The organism is Ignavibacteriales bacterium, from assembly GCA_026390795.1.
Lineage (GTDB): Bacteria > Bacteroidota > Ignavibacteria > Ignavibacteriales > Melioribacteraceae > Fen-1258.
In genome coordinates this window covers 831,374-848,055 of sequence record JAPLFG010000003.1, presented here as the reverse complement: position 1 = coordinate 848,055, position 16,682 = coordinate 831,374, and the positions used below count along the sequence as shown (strand labels likewise).

Sequence of the window (16,682 nt, the reverse complement as noted above, 5' to 3'; positions counted from 1 at the left end):
GAGCTCAAAATGGATCATTCTCTTATCACAACAACATTCACACTTGACGGATACAGAATTGTAAAACAACTTGGTGTTGTTAAAGGAATTGTCGTACGCTCGCGTTCTGTAATTGGAACGATAGGCGCCGGATTGCAAACAATTTTTGGAGGCAACATAACGCTATTCACAGAGCTCTGCGAAAAAACGCGCTCTGATGCTTTTGAATTAATGGTTCAGCACGGACAGGCAATTGGCGCTAATGCTCTTCTTGGTGTCCGTTACGATGCAACGGAGGTTATGGGCGGCGTTACGGAAGTTTTGTGTTACGGAACTGCAGTGGTTGTAGAACGTATATAATGAGATAAAGTTCTTAATTTGCTTTTAAAAAATTGATCGGTGACTTTAAATAAAAAGCGGTTTTTCTCATATCTAAAAACCACTCTCCAATAACCGAGAAATAATTGATCGCGATTTGGGAATTCAACTAAATAACGCACATTCCTTTGGCATAGAAGTTACTCCAATATAATCAAACAGTACAATTCAAAAATTTTGAATTATTTGGTTACTTCTATTTTTCCTTTGCAATGGGAATGGTTATGGATCATGCTAACAGTAATACCAAAACTCTTTCAGAAAAAGTAAAAGAACTCACCTCTCAGTCACCAATGATTTGTTATCAATGCGGAAAATGTTCTGCCGGATGTCCGGTTAGAGACTACATGCGTGAATCGCCCAATCATGTTTTAAGATTAGTTCAACTTGGATTTGATGAAGAAGCATTGAAGTCATCAACTTATTGGCTTTGTGCCGGATGTCTAACATGCAGTTCACGCTGCCCTCAAAATTTTGATCTCGCTAAATTTATGGATGCTATGAGGCAAATTGCATTAAAAGAGGGAATTGAAATTGGCGAGAAGGACACGGTTAAATTTCATAAAGTGTTTTTGAACCAGATTAAAAATCATGGTAAGATGTTTGAGTTTGGTTTGGCGCGTGATTACAAATTGACAACGCAAAATTTTATGCAGGATGTTGATGTTGCCCCCGAAATGTTTATCAAAGGGAAAATCAGTCTATTCCCTCACAATGTGAAAGACAAAAAGGGAATAAAAAAGATATTTGATAATATAGATTAAGAGGCAGCGAGTGAAAATTGGTTATTATCCCGGATGCTCGTTATCCGGAACAGGAAAAGAGTACGGCATTTCTTTGAGTAAAGTATTTTCTCTTCTTGATGTTCAACTTGAAGAGCTTGAAGATTGGTCATGCTGCGGTGCAACATCGGCACACGCAACAAATCATCTTCTCTCGGTGGCATTGCCAGCCCGCAATTTAATTATCGCCAAGAATCAAAAACTTTCGGAAGTAGTTGCGCCATGCGCCGCTTGCTATAATAGATTGATTGTTACACAACATGATCTCGAAACAAATCCTAAACTCGAAAAAGAAATCTCCGAAGTTCTTGGTGAGAGTGTAAACAATGGAATTTCAATAATAAATATTGTTGAATTGTTTGACCGGATCGGTAAGAATAAAATTATTGAGAAAAGAAAAAATGATTTGAAAGGAATTAAGGTCGCATGTTATTATGGATGTTTACTGGTCCGCCCATTTGAAATAACTCATTTTGATGACCCCGAAAGACCGTCATCAATGGAGGCAATAATTTCTGCAACAGGCGCAGAAACTGTTGATTGGAATTTTAAAATTGAATGCTGCGGTGGTGCGCATTCCTTTGCACATAAAGAAATTGTAGTTGATCTCTCTAAAAAAATTATTGATGATGCGCGGCTTCACTGTGCGGATGTAATTGTCGTCGCTTGTCCTATGTGCCACTCTAATCTTGATATGCGCCAGCGTGCAATGAAAAATCATCAAGAGATGCCGATACTTTATCTTACAGAGTTTCTTGGATTGGCTCTTGGCATTCACCCAAAAGAACTTGGAATTGAAATGCATTTTATTTCTAGTAATACAATGCTAGAAAAAATTGGCAAGGAGTAAATAATGAGGATTGGAGTTTTCATTTGTCATTGCGGTGAGAACATCGGTAGAACAGTTGATTGTCCGGCCGTTGCTGAAGCTGCGGGAAGATTTCCCGGAGTTGCATACGCGGTAGACAATAAATATATGTGTTCAGATCCCGGGCAGAATGTTATTAAGAATGCAATCAAAGAAAAAAATCTTGATGCCGTAGTTGTCGGTTCTTGTTCACCTCATATGCATGAAAAAACTTTTCGCAAAGCTTGTGCCGATGCTGGATTAAATCCGTATCTCTTCGAAATGGCAAACTTGCGCGAGCATTGTTCATGGGTTCATGAAGATATAATTGAAGCGACTAAGAAAGCAATTGATCTCACTCGTATTGCAGTTGAAAAAGTAAAACGTAACGCCTCTCTTGAACCAATCCGGGTTCCGGTTACAAAACGTGCGCTTGTAATTGGCGGAGGAATTTCCGGAATCCAAGCGGCTCTTGATATTGCAAATGCGGGATTCGAATGTATTCTTGTTGAGAAAGAACCGTCAATTGGCGGACACATGAGCCAGCTTTCCGAAACATTTCCAACTCTCGATTGCTCTCAATGTATTCTCACACCGCGAATGGTTGAAGTTTATCAGCATCCTAAAATAAAATTACTTACTTATTCGGAAGTTGAAAAAGTTGAAGGATTTATTGGCAACTTCAAAGTAACCATTCGTAAAAAAGCACGTTCAATAGATGAAACAAAATGTAATGGCTGTGGAAATTGTGCTCAGAAATGTCCAATCAAGAAAAAAGCTTTCAATGAATTTGATGAAGGATTATCATTCCGTTCTGCAATCTATGTTCCGTTTCCGCAAGCTGTTCCAAATATTCCGGTAATTGATAGAAGCGTTTGTACATATTATCAAACCGGAAAATGCCAGCTTTGTGTTAAAGTCTGTGGCAGAGAAGCAATCATGTTTGATCAAGAAGATGCTTTTGTTACCGAAGATGTGGGTTCGATTGTGGTTGCTACGGGCTACAAACTTTATACTATAGATAAGAAACCGGATGAGAGTGCAATTAAAGGTTATGGAGAATATGGTTACGGTAAATACAAAGATGTAATTGATGGTCTGCAGTTTGAACGAATCGCAAGCGCTTCAGGACCAACATCGGGAGAAATTCAAAGACCATCCGATAAAAAAACTCCAAAGAAAATTGTTTTCATACAGTGTGTCGGCTCACGGGATGAATCAAAAGGATTTTCATACTGCAGTAAAATATGCTGTATGTATACCGCTAAACATGCAATGCTCTACAAACACAAAGTTCATGATGGTGAAGCATATGTTTTCTATATGGACATCCGCGCCGGCGGAAAAGGTTACGATGAATTTGTAAGACGAGCAATTGAGGAAGATCATGTAAAATATATCCGCGGCAGAGTAAGCCGCATCTATGAAGAGAACGGAAAATATATTGTGAAAGGGGAAGACACACTTTTAGGTAAAGCGATTACTATTGATGCAGACATGGTTGTTCTGGCTACGGCAATGATTGCGCAGCCGAACGCTACTAAGTTAGCTCAAACAATAGGAATCTCTTATGATAAATATGGTTTCTATAATGAAGCTCATCCAAAACTTAGACCGGTAGAAGTAAGTACAGCAGGAATTTTTCTTGCCGGCGCTTGTCAATCTCCAAAAGATATTCCGGAATCTGTAGCTATGGCGTCCGCTGCCGCAGCAAAGTCGTTGGTACTATTTGGTTCAGATGTTTTAGAAAGGGAACCAACCGTTGCGCGCGTGAATGAATCAGTTTGTGCGGGATGTTTTTACTGCCAAAAAGCATGTGCATATAATGCAATTGAGAAGAAGGAAATTAGAGATAGACAAGGCAACTTGATTAAAACAATCGCATATGTTAATTCCGGATTGTGTCAAGGATGCGGTACTTGCAATGCGGTATGTCCATCGAAGGCAGTTGAACTGATCGGCTTTAATGATGAACAAATTTATGCAGAGATTAATGCGTTAGGTTAGTTATGGATGCTGCTCCTTCTTAATGCAATCAGCTAACTGCAAAGTTCGCGAAGAAGGCGCAAAGAACTCTAAGGAATTGCGTTGGATGAAAATGAGTTATCAAATACTGTAAGTTGATAAATCTCAATGTAGCAATCCTAAAAAACAGTATAAGAAGAGTTGTAAATAATTTTCAATTTTTTGCGACCTTTGCGAAAACTTAGCGTTCTTTGCGGTTTTCTTTTCAACCAATAAAGAACGTGAACAATAAAAATAAAAGTGAACAGCTATGGAAGAAAAAACTTTTGAACCGAAGATTACAGCATTTGTATGTAACTGGTGCACTTATACCGGCGCCGATCTTGCAGGTACGTCTAGGTTGAAGTATGCGACTAATATTAAAATGATTCGCGTACCATGCACGGGAAGAATTGATCCGGTTTTTATAATTAAAGCATTTGAAAAAGGCGCTGATGGAGTTTTAATCTCCGGCTGTCATCCAAACGATTGTCATTATAATACCGGAAATTTTCACGCACGGCGGCGTTGGATTCTTTTTAGTCAGCTTCTTGATTTCATCGGAATCGATTCATCGCGTTTGCATTTCTCCTGGGTTTCCGCATCAGAAGGGAAAAAGTTTGTTGACGTTGTTACTGAAGTAACAAATAAAATAAAAGAGAAAGGACCGTTTGTAAAATATGCCAAGATAAATGAGGAGTTTGTGATTCATGAATGAACTTAGAGAAAAAGCAAAAGAACTATTACAAGCAGGCACAGTAAAAGTAATTATCGGTTTTATTGAAAGCACAAATGGGACAAAACCATTCATCGCACGAACAGTTGAAGATGCAGACAAACTTGTGTTCAATAACTTTTGCGTGAACAATCTTGCAGTTTATCTTACTCGAAAAGAATATAAAAACAAAGGAACTATCGGAATAGTTGCCAAGGGCTGTGATGTAAAAGCTATAGTTCAACTCATCCAGGAAAATCAAATTAATAAAGATGATATCTATATTATTGGTATGAACTGTAACGGAGTTGTTTCGGAATTGGGAAATGAATTTAACGCCGAAACAATCGCAACTAAATGCTTGCGTTGCAGCGTCCGTACGCCACACCTTCATCATACATTACTCGGCAAGTTGGAAGATTTGCCTAAACGGGAAGACCGTAATTTTGAGACGATGCAAAAACTTGAAGCAATGACACCGGAAGAGAGATGGGATTTTTGGGAAGCGGAATTTGATAAATGCGTTAAATGTTATGCATGCCGTCAAGCTTGCCCTCTCTGTTATTGCGAAAGATGCATAGCAGATAAATCTCAACCACGATGGATCGAAAGCAGCGCCCATACGCGCGGAAATTTTTCTTGGAATATAATTCGAGCTTTTCATCTTGCAGGAAGATGCATCGGCTGCAACGAATGCGAAAGAGCATGCCCAGCGGAAATTCCGCTCTCACTTCTCAATAGAAAAATGGGAATGGTCGCCAAAAAGGAATTTGATTATACGGCGGGAATCGGTTTGGATACGCCGACACTCGTTGGAACATATAATATTAATGATAGAGAAGATTTTATAAAGTGACGAAGTCATCCCTGAAATCGAATGCTGAGTATGTCGAAGCATCGGGGGAAGGATCTGCAAATAAAATTTTTTGGATTCTTCGTCGTCCTAATAGAACTTCTCAGAATGACAAGGAGAAACTGTGGAAGAAAAGTTAATCAGCCACCAAAATTTAATTTCACTTGTGAGTGATCTGATAAAAGCTAATCACTTTGTTATCGGACAAGATGAGAAGTCTATCGGCTGGAAAAGACTTGCTGATGCTAATGAAATGAAAATCAATTACTCAGGTGTTCCATCAAACGTTTCATATAAAGAATTTATTTTTACCAAAACCGAACCGATCTTCTATTTCAAAAACAAAAAGGATGATTACGATCTCGTTGAACCGATACCAGATAACCAGAAAATAATTTTCATAGGTGCAAAACCATGTGATGCCCGCTCAATTGATATTATGAGCAAAGTTTTTAACTGGGATTACAAAGACAAATTTTTCAATCAGCGTGCGGATCGTTCGATTGTAATTGGCGTAGCGTGTAATTATCAAGATGAATTCTGTTTCTGTACTTCTGTAGGTTTAAGTCCAACAACAGAAAGTGGTTCGGATATTTTTCTAGTTCCTCTTGATGAAAATAAATATGGTTTGAGAATTATCAGCGACAAGGGGAAAGAATTCATTAAGCCGTATGAAAAATATTTGAACGATGGGAATTCTGAATTATCAAATGAAACACTTTCTAAGATTAAAAATCCCGAGGAAAGATTTGAAAGCGGAAATGTAAAAGAATGGATAACCAACAATTTTGAGAACAAATTATTTGATACAATCGGCGAAACATGTTTGGGATGCGGTCAATGTGCTTTTGTGTGTCCCGTATGCCATTGCTTCGATATAGTTGATGAAGAATGCAATTACAGCTGCGGGCGCAGAATGAAAAATTGGGATGCTTGTCAGTTCGGATTGTTCACGCTTCACGGATCCGGGCACAACCCGCGTGATAATCAAGGTAAACGGTATCGTCAACGAGTAGCTCACAAATTCAAATACTACCAAGATAAATTTGATGAAATACTTTGCACCGGATGCGGGCGATGTAGCCGCGGATGCCCTGTTGGAATTGATATTGCCGAAGTGGCAAGTGAAATAAATTTATTAGCAATGAATAAATAAACATTGTCCTATTGAGCGAGTGAAATATCCCTTAAGAAATAGTTTGGAGATTCTTTTTCCTCTCTAACGCTCGTCATCAGAATGACATAAAAGGAAATAATATGTGTGACTCAAATATTTACAAACCGGAACTGATGGAAATTACAGACATCATTGAAGAGACTTCAGATACAAAAACTTTCCGGTTGAAATTCAAAGACGAAGAGATTGCTAAAAATTTTAATTTCAAAGCGGGACAATTTGGCGAGTATTCTGTTTTTGGAGAAGGCGAATCAACATTTTGCATCGCCTCATCACCAACCCGCTCGCAATATATTGAGTGTTCATTCAAACAAATTGGGAAAGTCACTACAGCGTTAACAAGATTAAGCGTTGGTGATACAATCGGATTCCGCGGTCCTTATGGAAATTTCTTTCCTGTTGATGAGATGAAAGGGAAAAATGTTTTATTCATCGCCGGCGGAATCGGATTAGCACCGGTTAGGTGTGTGATATGGAATGTTCTGGATTTGCGAAACGAATTTAAAGATGTGACAATTGTCTATGGCGCACGTTCGTATAAAGATCTTGTTTACAAACGCGAACTAAAAGAATGGAAAAGCAGAACAGATATTAAAACAGTTGTTACTCTTGATCCCGGCGGAGAAGTTCCGGATTGGGATGGAGAAATTGGTTTTGTTCCCGCGATTGTTGAGAAGACCGCGCCTAAAGCAGAAAATACTGTTGCTATTGTTTGCGGTCCTCCGATAATGATAAAATTTACAATCCCGGTTCTGCAGAAACTCGGTTTCAAAGAAGAAAATATTATTACCACTCTAGAAAACAGAATGAAATGCGGACTAGGAAAATGCGGGCGGTGTAACGTCGGAAATGTTTACGTCTGCAAAGACGGTCCGGTATTCACATATGCTCAAATGAAAGAATTGCCTCAAGAATATTGATTAGAAAATTTCCGGTTTTTAAAACCGGAATTAAATCATTTATGATACTCCGCACAAAGTTTTATTCAAACTTTCCCCAAAAGTTTCGATAATCAAAGAAAAAGAAATTGCTAATGAAGCCTATTGATAATTCAATATCGATACTAAATATTTTTGATGAAAATCTTAAAAATGTAAAAAAAGCGAATCTAAATTCTCAATCGAAAGATTCAGTCGAGATTTCGAATACTGCCAAAGTTTACGACCGGATTGATAAATTTTTAAATTTGGGTAGACCGGACAGATTAGATGTAACGGACTTAAATGATGCAGAGAAAGAAGAATTTTTAAAGATGCTGGCTAATCTTTTAAAGCACGGAATAATTGGTTATGAAATACTGGATGTAAATGGAAAACCGGAAAAACATTTTATAGTTAATCAAATTGGAGACGAACGGATTTACGGAGCCAAACTTTACAAGAAAAATGGTTTCTACAAAAATTAGATAACAAGATTTACAAGTGTACCATGTTTCTTTGGGATACCGATTTGGTAGGTCGTATTAATTCTTTCCCGCCACCGGTCAATTGAATTCATTAATTTATTTTTTTTACCGGTGTCAGATTTCCGATCATTTATAACAATATAATATCCTTGTCCTTCAGATGAATTGCGGACTTTTTCGTAATCGTCAGTTTCAGTTAACTCAATGATATCATCAGAACTCTTCTCGTAATTGATCCTCTCTTTTTTTTGGGTTTCGTTAAATGTTTTAGTTGTATCAAACAATTTGGAGGTCGGAGTGTTTTGCTGCAAACGATAATTATAATCTTGAATTGTTTGATTCTGATCCGGTTTTTCTGAAACGATCCTATTTTTTACATCCTGAGCAGAGGATTCAAGAATTGTTTTTTTATCCAGATCAAATTTTAAAGAATTATTCTTACGGATGCCGTTAACACCTGCAATAATACTCGGGGTATTAAGAAAAGGGGAATTCGTATTTATTGAGTTAGAAATCATACATTCCAATAATTACTTATTCATAATAAGGCGAATTTTATATTAATTCAAATGATTTTTTGAATATGTGAGCTAAACCAATATTTGACGGTATTGTTTGGAAAATAGTTAAATTACTCAAGTATTTACGATAACTATGGAGAACTTTGTTGAATTCTTCCACGACAGCTTCCAAGGAAAAAAAATCAATCGCATTGACTTCTGTTATTGCCGCCGTTTTTCTTACCGGGTTCAAACTCATTATTGGATTTCTCACCGGAAGTCTTGGTATACTCTCTGAGGCACTACATTCAGCTTTGGACTTAGTGGCAGCAGTTATAACATTTTTTGCCGTAAAATTTTCCGATACACCGCCGGATGAAGATCATAACTTCGGACATGGAAAAATTGAAAACTATTCTGCACTAGTAGAAACATTGCTCCTTGTAATTACGTGTGTTTGGATTATCTATGAAGCTGTGAGAAGACTAGTTTCGCATGACGTTAAAATAGAAGTGACCATCTGGAGTTTTTTAGTTATAGTCACATCGATCGTTATTGATTTTTCCCGCTCGCGTGCGCTTTATCGAGTGGCTAAAAAACATGACAGCCAGGCTCTTGAAGCTGATGCATTGCATTTTTCAACTGATATCTGGAGTTCATCCGTTGTCTTAATCGGCTTAATCGGAGTTTCATTCAATTTTCAATATGCCGATCCAATTGCTGCATTGATTGTTGCAATAATTGTCCTCAGTGTAAGTTATCGTCTTGGCAAAAGATCATTCGATGCGCTTGTTGATAGGGCGCCGAAAGGTCTGCATGAAAGAGTAGAAGAAATTGTGAAAGAAATTCTAGAAGTAAAACAATTCCATGATTTAAAAGTACGCGAATCCGGACCCAATAAATTTGTTGAGTTAAACATTCATGTTGATCAAAATATGACGATTAATCAAGCACACGAAATTTCCCACCGCGTTGAAGAAGCAATAAGTAATAAAATAAAAAATGTCAAAGTGATGATTCACGCCGAACCGGAAAGCCATTAATAATTTTTTAGATTTATTGAACTTAGCTTATTAAGAGCACGTTAATTATTTGAGATATATCCTTAAGCAAGTGTAGGATAGTATTCTATCAACAGAATTCTTAAATTAATTATATCTTTTAAGTGGTTTGAAATTATATCTCTTATATCATTAGAAAAGAATTAAAGGAATTATAATGGACGAATTACATAATAACGGTTATGCTGAACTTGATGAAATCGAAGTCCGTGAATGGTTGGAATCTTTAGAAGCCGTTTTGCAATCCGGCGGACCGGAAAAAGTTAGAGCGCTCTTACATGATCTTGATACTTACGCTCACCAAGCGGGCGTTGATCTTCCATTCACAGCCAATACACCTTACATAAATACAATCCCGAAAGAAAAACAGCCACCGTTTCCCGGCGGAAGAGAAATGGAACGCCGTATCAAAAGTTTGGTTCGATGGAACGCAATGGCAATGGTTGTTCGTGCTAATAAAGAAGAAGCAGGAATCGGCGGACATATTTCAACTTATGCATCCGCCGCCACTCTGTATGAAATTGGTTTTAATCATTTTTTCAGAGGTAAGGACGAAAACCATGAGGCGGATATAATTTATTTTCAAGGTCATGCTTCACCCGGCATTTACGCGCGGGCATATCTTGAAGGAAGAATTTCGAAAGAACAATTGGAAAATTTTAGACGTGAACTCAAACCGGGCGGCGGACTTTCATCTTATCCACATCCTTGGCTTATGCCGGAATTCTGGCAGTTCCCAACTGTATCTATGGGACTCGGTCCACTTCAGGCAATTTATCAAGCGCGGTTCAACCGTTATTTAGAAGATCGGGGATTGAAGAAAGTAAGCGATCAAAAAGTATGGGCGTTTCTTGGTGATGGAGAAACAGATGAGCCGGAAGCGCTTGGTGCCATATCACTAGCGGCACGTGAGAAACTCGACAATTTAATTTTTGTTATAAACTGTAATTTGCAAAGACTTGATGGTCCCGTTCGTGGAAACGGAAATATTGTTCAAGAGCTTGAAGCAAATTTCCGCGGCGCAGGCTGGAATGTTATAAAAGTTATTTGGGGAAGTGATTGGGATCCTCTATTCAAAGCCGATAAAACCGGATTGCTTATTAAAAGGATGCAGGAAACACTCGATGGTGAATCTCAAAATCATGTTGTGAGAGGCGGAAAATATATCCGCGAACAATTTTTTGGTAAATATCCCGAACTTCTTAAACTGGTTGAAAAATATTCCGATGAACAGCTTGAAAAAATGAAACGCGGCGGGCACGATCCTGAAAAAGTTTATGCTGCATTCAAAGAAGCAGTTGAACACAAAGGCGCACCTACCGTTATTCTTGCAAAGACGGTAAAGGGTTACGGATTAGGAGAAGCCGGTGAAGGAAAAAACGTTACTCACTCGCAAAAAAAATTAAATGAAGATGAACTAAAAGAATTTAGATCGCGCTTTTCAATACCAATAAGCGATGACGAAATTGCAAATGCACCGTTTTTCCGTCCTGCAGATGATTCCCCTGAGATTAGATATTTACAGGAAAGAAGAAAAGTACTTGGCGGTTATGTTCCTACACGAACTGTCAACGGTCCTCCTTTTAAAACTCCTTCTGAAGAAATATTTGAAGAATTTTATTTGGGAACTGAGGGTCGCGAAGTTTCAACAACGATGGTATATGTAAAAATTCTTGCTAAACTTTTACGTGATAAAGAAATTGGGCCTTTGATTGTTCCAATCGTTCCGGATGAAGCCCGCACATTTGGCATGGAATCTTTATTTAGACAAGTCGGAATTTATTCGCACCCCGGTCAGTTATACGAACCGGTTGACCGCGATAGTTTACTATATTATAAAGAAGCAAAGAATGGACAAATTCTGGAAGAAGGAATAACTGAAGCAGGCTCAATCTCGTCTTTTATTGCCGCGGGAACTTCATATTCAACACACAGAATTAATACAATACCATTCTTTACTTTTTATTCAATGTTTGGAATGCAGCGCGTTGGAGATTTTGTTTGGGCTGCAGCAGACATGAGCTGCAAAGGATTTTTATTCGGCGCTACAGCCGGAAGAACAACTCTTGCCGGCGAAGGTCTTCAGCATCAAGACGGAAATTCTCATCTCCTTGCTTATCCCGTTCCTAATCTTGTTGCTTACGATCCGGCTTTTGCATTTGAGCTTGCTGTTATTATCCGTGACGGAATTTACCGCATGTATGAAATGCAGGAGAAAGTTTTCTATTATATAACAATAATGAATGAAAATTATCCGCAGCCGCACATGCCCGAGGGAGTGAAAGATGGAATTCTAAAAGGGATGTATAAATTTAGAGCGAGTGAACAAAAAGATCAAAAAGTAAAAGCGCATTTGCTGGGCAGCGGAACAATTCTAAATGAAGTAATTAAAGCAGCTGAGATTTTAGAGAAGGATTACAAAGTAGCAACCGATATTTGGAGTGTAACTAGTTATAAAAACTTGCATTTAGATGCTCAAGAAACAGAACGATGGAATATGTTCAATCCGGATAAAGAAAGGAAACTTCCTTATATCTCCGAGATTACGAAAAATGAAAAAGGAATATTTATTGCTGCGTCGGATTATGTCCAACTTTTGGAAGACGGGATTGCCAAATGGCTGCCAGGGCCTCTTCATTCGTTAGGTACATTTGGATTTGGAAGAAGCGAAGGAAGAAAATCTTTGCGGGATTTCTTTGAGGTGGATGCAAAGCATATTGTTTATGCAACACTTTATTCTTTGATGATTGATGGAAAGATAAAACCGGATGTGGTAAAAAAAGCTCAGAAAGAATTAAATATAAATCCGGATAAAATGAATCCGGCAAAATCATGAACAACAGAACGCTGATTTTTATGATGGTTATGATTTCTTAAGATTGATATTATGATTAATCATAAGAGATCATGATGATCTCTGTTCCATTTTTATTATTAACAATATTGGGAAGAAAATGATAGTAGATTTTAAATTACCACATCTCGGCGATGGCATCCACTCTGCGGATGTAATTAAAGTTAATGTAAAAGAGGGCGAAGAGATCAAACTGGATCAAGTTGTTATTGAGATAGAAACTGATAAAGCTACTGTTGAAGTGCCGAGTGATATCGAGGGTACCGTAAAAAAAATTTATGTGAAAGAGGGGACGAAAGCAAATGTCGGAGAACCGATTATCGGGATTGAAGTTGATAGTTCGAAATCTGAGTTGAGCACTGAAAAGAAAGAGCCTAGAGGCGAGAAGCTAGAGGTCGAACCTAGATCAAACGTTCAAGAAATGAAGATTGAAGCACCAACAATAATTAGCCAATCACTAACAACAAGCATGTATGAGTTTAGAATTCCGGTACTGGGAGAGAATATTTCATCAGCTCAAATCACAAAAGTTCTGTTAAAAGTTGGCGACCATGTTGAGCAAGATCAAATTGTTCTTGAGATAGAGACAGATAAGGCAACAGTAGAAGTGCCTTTGGAAGTTAGCGGCACGGTTAAAGAAGTAAAAGTTAAAGACGGTGATAAGGTTGCGGTTGGTTCGGTTGCTTTCGTTCTTGAAACAACTGAATTGCAAATTTCAAAAGAGGAAAAATCACCAATTGCTAAAAGTCAATCACCGACTATTGAACCCACAAAAGAACCATTTCAAAAAGTAGAACATTCACACGCTCCGTCAGTTGTTACTTTACCCCGTGATATTGTTCAAGTTGTTGTACCGGCCGCTCCTTCGGTCAGAAAATTTGCTAGAGAAATAGGCGTTAACGTTCATCTTGTTAAAGGAACAGGTGCCAATGGCAGGATTTCGATTGAAGATATTAAATCGTATGCTAAATCATTGAATCAACAAATTCAGTCGGGTGTGTTTACTGGCATACCAACGGGTTTTGTTAAAGAATCACTTCCCGATTTTAAAAAATGGGGTGAAATTGAACGGCAGCCGATGAGCAATATTCGCCGTAAAACATCTGAACATCTCTCTTATGCATGGAGTACAATTCCACACGTAACTCAATTTGATAAGGCAGATATTACTGAACTGGAAAAATTTAGAAAAGAAAATGCTCAGAAAGTTGTTGATGCAGGCGGAAAACTAACTGTTACGGCGATTCTTCTTAAAGTAATTTCATCTGCAATGAAAACTTTCCCGCAGTTCAACTCAAGCGTTGATACGGAGAAGAACGAAATTGTTTATAAAAAATTTATGAATATAGGTGTGGCTGTTGATACAGACCGCGGATTGTTGGTCCCGGTAATTCGTGATGTTGATAAAAAAAATATTATCGAAATAAGTATTGAGCTTGCCGGTTTATCCAAAAAAGCGCGTGATAAAAAACTTTCACTGGAAGAAATGCAGGGCGGATGTTTTACTATAAGTAACCTTGGCGGAATCGGTGGGACATATTTTGCACCGATTATTAATTCACCCGAAGTAGCTATACTCGGCGTTTCAAAATCAGCTTATGAGCCAGTTTATATCAACGGTAAATTTGAACCGCGCTTAATGATGCCTTTATCACTTTCTTACGATCACCGGATTATCGATGGAGCCGATGGAATTAGATTTTTGAAATGGGTTGTTGATGCTCTTGAAGATCTCGCGCTTTTGTCTTTGGAAGGATGATTTTACCTGAAGAATTATGTTTTGCTGCTTTTTTTTTGACTAAAAAATTTATTTCTTATAACAATTAAATTATTACAGCAATAACTTAATCCCTCCACAAGTAAGACATCTTGAAAAAGAAACCTCTATTCACCTCGTTAAAATTTTGGCTGCCGGTATATCTAGTCTCATACTGATTCCATTCAGTCTTTTGATAAAGTGAACCATAACCAAGATAAATTACCGTACCCGGTACGTAAGTAAATGATACTAGAAAGTCTGTGAGCAATTGCCGTAAATATCTGTTGTATTCAATAACACCGCGGAAGAAAAGATGCTTGTTATGCTGATAAGTTAATCTTTCTCTAAAGATCGGATACTCAAAAATCAATTCTGAATTTGAATCTCTATAAAAATCGGAATAGATAAAACTAGAGTAGGATTCTACATTATCAGAAACTTGATAAATCATAATCGCATTAATTTGGTTGCTGTAACCCTGGAATGGCTCTTGTGAATAATAAATAGCGTTTGTTCTTTTATAACCGACTGAAAAATTAATTTTATTCGAGATCAATCCTCCAAGAACAAATTGCAAACCGCCGGTTTTAAATTTTTCTCCTCCAAAAATTTCTGTAGAATATGAGTACTTTACTTTTGCGTTATATGAACCAAGAAAAAAACCTGTTGTAGAAAAATAATTGTATGTCTCCCACAAGGAACTCGGTTTATCATTTGTCTGGGCTGAGAATGCTTCTAAATCAATTCTCTGAATGATTGAAGACTCAGGATAAATTTTTGGTCCTATTAATCCGGTTAATCCAAATATTCCGGTACGTGTTATAAATCCGGTTTCAACATTAAAATCTTCGGAGACATCTTTGAGACTGAAATCGTAAGATAGATCTCTTGAATTATGATTGTAATTAAGTCCAATTGCGTGTCCGTATTTTTTCTCTGGACCGGTTGCAAATTTTGAACTTGAGTACAAACCGTTCCATTCAATTGTACTTGCGTCTGTCAATCTTATGTTGCCGTCAATTCCTAAAACATTGTTGTTACTATTTTTTGTTTCTCTACCGGTGAAAATTCCGCCCAGATAACTGTCGCCCGATAGTGCCCGTTTAAATCTAATAATTGGAATATGTGCATAATCACCATTAACAATTGATTCATCTTGAGGAAGCTCATCCATTGCGTACATTACCGCGATTGTACTTTTTGTACTTATTTTTCCGGAAAGTTTTATACCTGTCAACGGATTGACTATTGTTCTTGTGTGAACTAATGATATGATCGGATCAACTACTGAAGATTGTGTTGCAGCAAGATTGTAAATTTCATTTCCCTCAAGAAAAAAAGGTCTCTTTTCAGGGTAGTATAAAGCATATCTAAGGTTAACATCTACTTGACCCGCATCAGCTTCAATCTGACTGAAGTCAGGGTTGTAGGTACCATCAAGAATAAGGTCCGAAGTAATTCCATATTTTGCAGTAAGACTTAATTCTCCTTTATCTTCATATTTTGCTAACTGACTTTGATCCAGCTTGTATTTTTTACTGTAGGTAAAAGCCGGAAGAATTTCTAATAGAGTTGATTTTTTTAAATCATTGTAAACTACAGGACTCATCTGTGTAAGAAATGCCATTCCTTTTGCAGGATCTAGTTCCGGATAAGAATCATGTTCCGAAAATCTACTTATATATCGTTCAAAAAAGATGGACATGGTTACCGGCGATGTTCCCGAGTAACGAATACTTTTTAACGGAATACTAATCTCGATAGTATAACCGCCAGGCACTAGTTGACCGGCACTATACCAAACATAATCGGCGCTAAAATCTTCTTGTCCGGCTGCAAAACGGCTGTCCATTTGAATCCCACGCGGATTGACATAAAAAGCATAGAGAGATTGATGATCATTGAATGAATCAAGATTTATACAAACCCAGTCATCAGACCTAATGTTATCTCTATTGCCGACACTGGATTTAATTTTTGTAGGTTCACTATCATAACAATAGAAAGCGAAGTAGAGATTCTCGCTATCATAAGCGGCGTATGCAACAGTACGTTCGGTACCATCTTTACCGTAGTCGGGTGCAAATGTTTTGAACTCGGAAACAGCTAAAGCATTCTGCCAAATTAAATCATCAAGCTTCCCGTCAACTATAGGAGGTGTGTCTGTTCTAGTTGGTTTTAATTGTTCTTGAGCTTCGATTGAATAAGTAAAAGCCAGTTGTACAAAGAATAGAATCCAATTGAGCACATGAAATTTTTTCAAATAGTCACACTGCTGTTTGTGGTTGAATGATTATTCCCAATTTTTCTTTTAATCTTGAACTTAAATTTCTCAATTTATTTTGAAATACTCTAATAAAAAGAATTA

The 16,682-nt window shown here is 37.6% G+C and carries 14 protein-coding genes; 12 read left to right on the top strand and 2 right to left on the bottom strand.

The window, feature by feature from the left end:
* Positions 1-9 precede the first annotated feature (9 nt).
* The 9 genes from NTX65_07340 to NTX65_07300 all read left to right on the top strand — a co-directional run bounded on the left by NTX65_07340 (position 10) and on the right by NTX65_07300 (position 8,140).
* Positions 10-339, top strand: a complete 330-nt coding sequence (locus tag NTX65_07340) for a YbjQ family protein (GenBank protein ID MCX6169134.1) — start codon at positions 10-12, stop codon at positions 337-339.
* 242 nt (positions 340-581) lie between these two features.
* Positions 582-1,121 (top strand): 4Fe-4S dicluster domain-containing protein, encoded by a 540-nt coding sequence (locus NTX65_07335; protein MCX6169133.1) that lies wholly within the window; start codon positions 582-584, stop codon positions 1,119-1,121.
* A 10-nt stretch (positions 1,122-1,131) separates the two neighbouring features.
* The gene (locus NTX65_07330; GenBank protein ID MCX6169132.1) at positions 1,132-1,989 is read left to right on the top strand and encodes a CoB--CoM heterodisulfide reductase iron-sulfur subunit B family protein; all 858 of its coding nucleotides are present in this window, start codon (positions 1,132-1,134) and stop codon (positions 1,987-1,989) included.
* Positions 1,990-3,993: a CoB--CoM heterodisulfide reductase iron-sulfur subunit A family protein gene (locus NTX65_07325; GenBank protein ID MCX6169131.1), complete on the top strand. Its 2,004-nt coding sequence runs from the start codon at positions 1,990-1,992 to the stop codon at positions 3,991-3,993. It begins immediately after the preceding gene.
* A gap of 268 nt (positions 3,994-4,261) precedes the next feature.
* Complete coding sequence (locus tag NTX65_07320) at positions 4,262-4,708, top strand: hydrogenase iron-sulfur subunit (GenBank protein ID MCX6169130.1); 447 nt, start codon at positions 4,262-4,264, stop codon at positions 4,706-4,708.
* The gene (locus NTX65_07315) at positions 4,701-5,561 is read left to right on the top strand and encodes a 4Fe-4S dicluster domain-containing protein (GenBank protein MCX6169129.1); all 861 of its coding nucleotides are present in this window, start codon (positions 4,701-4,703) and stop codon (positions 5,559-5,561) included. The genes NTX65_07320 and NTX65_07315 overlap by 8 nt, the downstream gene beginning before the upstream one ends.
* A 121-nt stretch (positions 5,562-5,682) precedes the next feature.
* A complete protein-coding gene (locus tag NTX65_07310; protein ID MCX6169128.1) occupies positions 5,683-6,714 on the top strand; it encodes a 4Fe-4S dicluster domain-containing protein in 1,032 nt (343 codons plus the stop codon).
* A 101-nt stretch (positions 6,715-6,815) separates the two neighbouring features.
* Positions 6,816-7,655, top strand: a complete 840-nt coding sequence (locus NTX65_07305; protein MCX6169127.1) for an FAD/NAD(P)-binding protein — start codon at positions 6,816-6,818, stop codon at positions 7,653-7,655.
* Between the two features lie 113 nt (positions 7,656-7,768).
* Positions 7,769-8,140, top strand: coding sequence for a hypothetical protein (locus NTX65_07300; GenBank protein MCX6169126.1), 372 nt, complete (start codon positions 7,769-7,771; stop codon positions 8,138-8,140).
* Here the strand turns inward: NTX65_07300 and NTX65_07295 are convergent.
* Positions 8,137-8,658, bottom strand: coding sequence for a hypothetical protein (locus NTX65_07295; GenBank protein MCX6169125.1), 522 nt, complete (start codon positions 8,656-8,658; stop codon positions 8,137-8,139). The genes NTX65_07300 and NTX65_07295 overlap by 4 nt on opposite strands.
* 149 nt (positions 8,659-8,807) lie before the next feature.
* Here NTX65_07295 and NTX65_07290 point away from each other — a divergent pair, with 149 nt between their 5' ends.
* The 3 genes from NTX65_07290 to NTX65_07280 all read left to right on the top strand — a co-directional run bounded on the left by NTX65_07290 (position 8,808) and on the right by NTX65_07280 (position 14,314).
* Entirely contained in the window at positions 8,808-9,683 is an 876-nt protein-coding gene (locus NTX65_07290; protein MCX6169124.1) for a cation diffusion facilitator family transporter, read from the top strand.
* Positions 9,684-9,858: 175 nt separating this feature from the next.
* Positions 9,859-12,537, top strand: coding sequence for a pyruvate dehydrogenase (acetyl-transferring), homodimeric type (gene aceE, locus NTX65_07285; GenBank protein ID MCX6169123.1), 2,679 nt, complete (start codon positions 9,859-9,861; stop codon positions 12,535-12,537).
* A 118-nt stretch (positions 12,538-12,655) separates the two neighbouring features.
* The gene (locus NTX65_07280) at positions 12,656-14,314 is read left to right on the top strand and encodes a 2-oxo acid dehydrogenase subunit E2 (protein MCX6169122.1); all 1,659 of its coding nucleotides are present in this window, start codon (positions 12,656-12,658) and stop codon (positions 14,312-14,314) included.
* Positions 14,315-14,399: 85 nt separating this feature from the next.
* Here the strand turns inward: NTX65_07280 and NTX65_07275 are convergent, their stop codons facing one another.
* Positions 14,400-16,577, bottom strand: a complete 2,178-nt coding sequence (locus NTX65_07275; protein MCX6169121.1) for a DUF5916 domain-containing protein — start codon at positions 16,575-16,577, stop codon at positions 14,400-14,402.
* Positions 16,578-16,682 lie beyond the last annotated feature (105 nt).

Bases quoted from the DNA above. Each gene is read 5' to 3' on its own strand.
- NTX65_07340 (MCX6169134.1), top strand. From the start codon at position 10: ATGGATCATTCTCTTATCACAACAACATTCACACTTGACGGATACAGA.
- NTX65_07335 (MCX6169133.1), top strand. From the start codon at position 582: ATGGATCATGCTAACAGTAATACCAAAACTCTTTCAGAAAAAGTAAAA.
- NTX65_07320 (MCX6169130.1), top strand. From the start codon at position 4,262: ATGGAAGAAAAAACTTTTGAACCGAAGATTACAGCATTTGTATGTAAC.
- NTX65_07315 (MCX6169129.1), top strand. From the start codon at position 4,701: ATGAATGAACTTAGAGAAAAAGCAAAAGAACTATTACAAGCAGGCACA.
- NTX65_07305 (MCX6169127.1), top strand. From the start codon at position 6,816: ATGTGTGACTCAAATATTTACAAACCGGAACTGATGGAAATTACAGAC.
- NTX65_07300 (MCX6169126.1), top strand. From the start codon at position 7,769: ATGAAGCCTATTGATAATTCAATATCGATACTAAATATTTTTGATGAA.
- NTX65_07295 (MCX6169125.1), bottom strand. From the start codon at position 8,658: ATGATTTCTAACTCAATAAATACGAATTCCCCTTTTCTTAATACCCCG.
- aceE (MCX6169123.1), top strand. From the start codon at position 9,859: ATGGACGAATTACATAATAACGGTTATGCTGAACTTGATGAAATCGAA.
- NTX65_07280 (MCX6169122.1), top strand. From the start codon at position 12,656: ATGATAGTAGATTTTAAATTACCACATCTCGGCGATGGCATCCACTCT.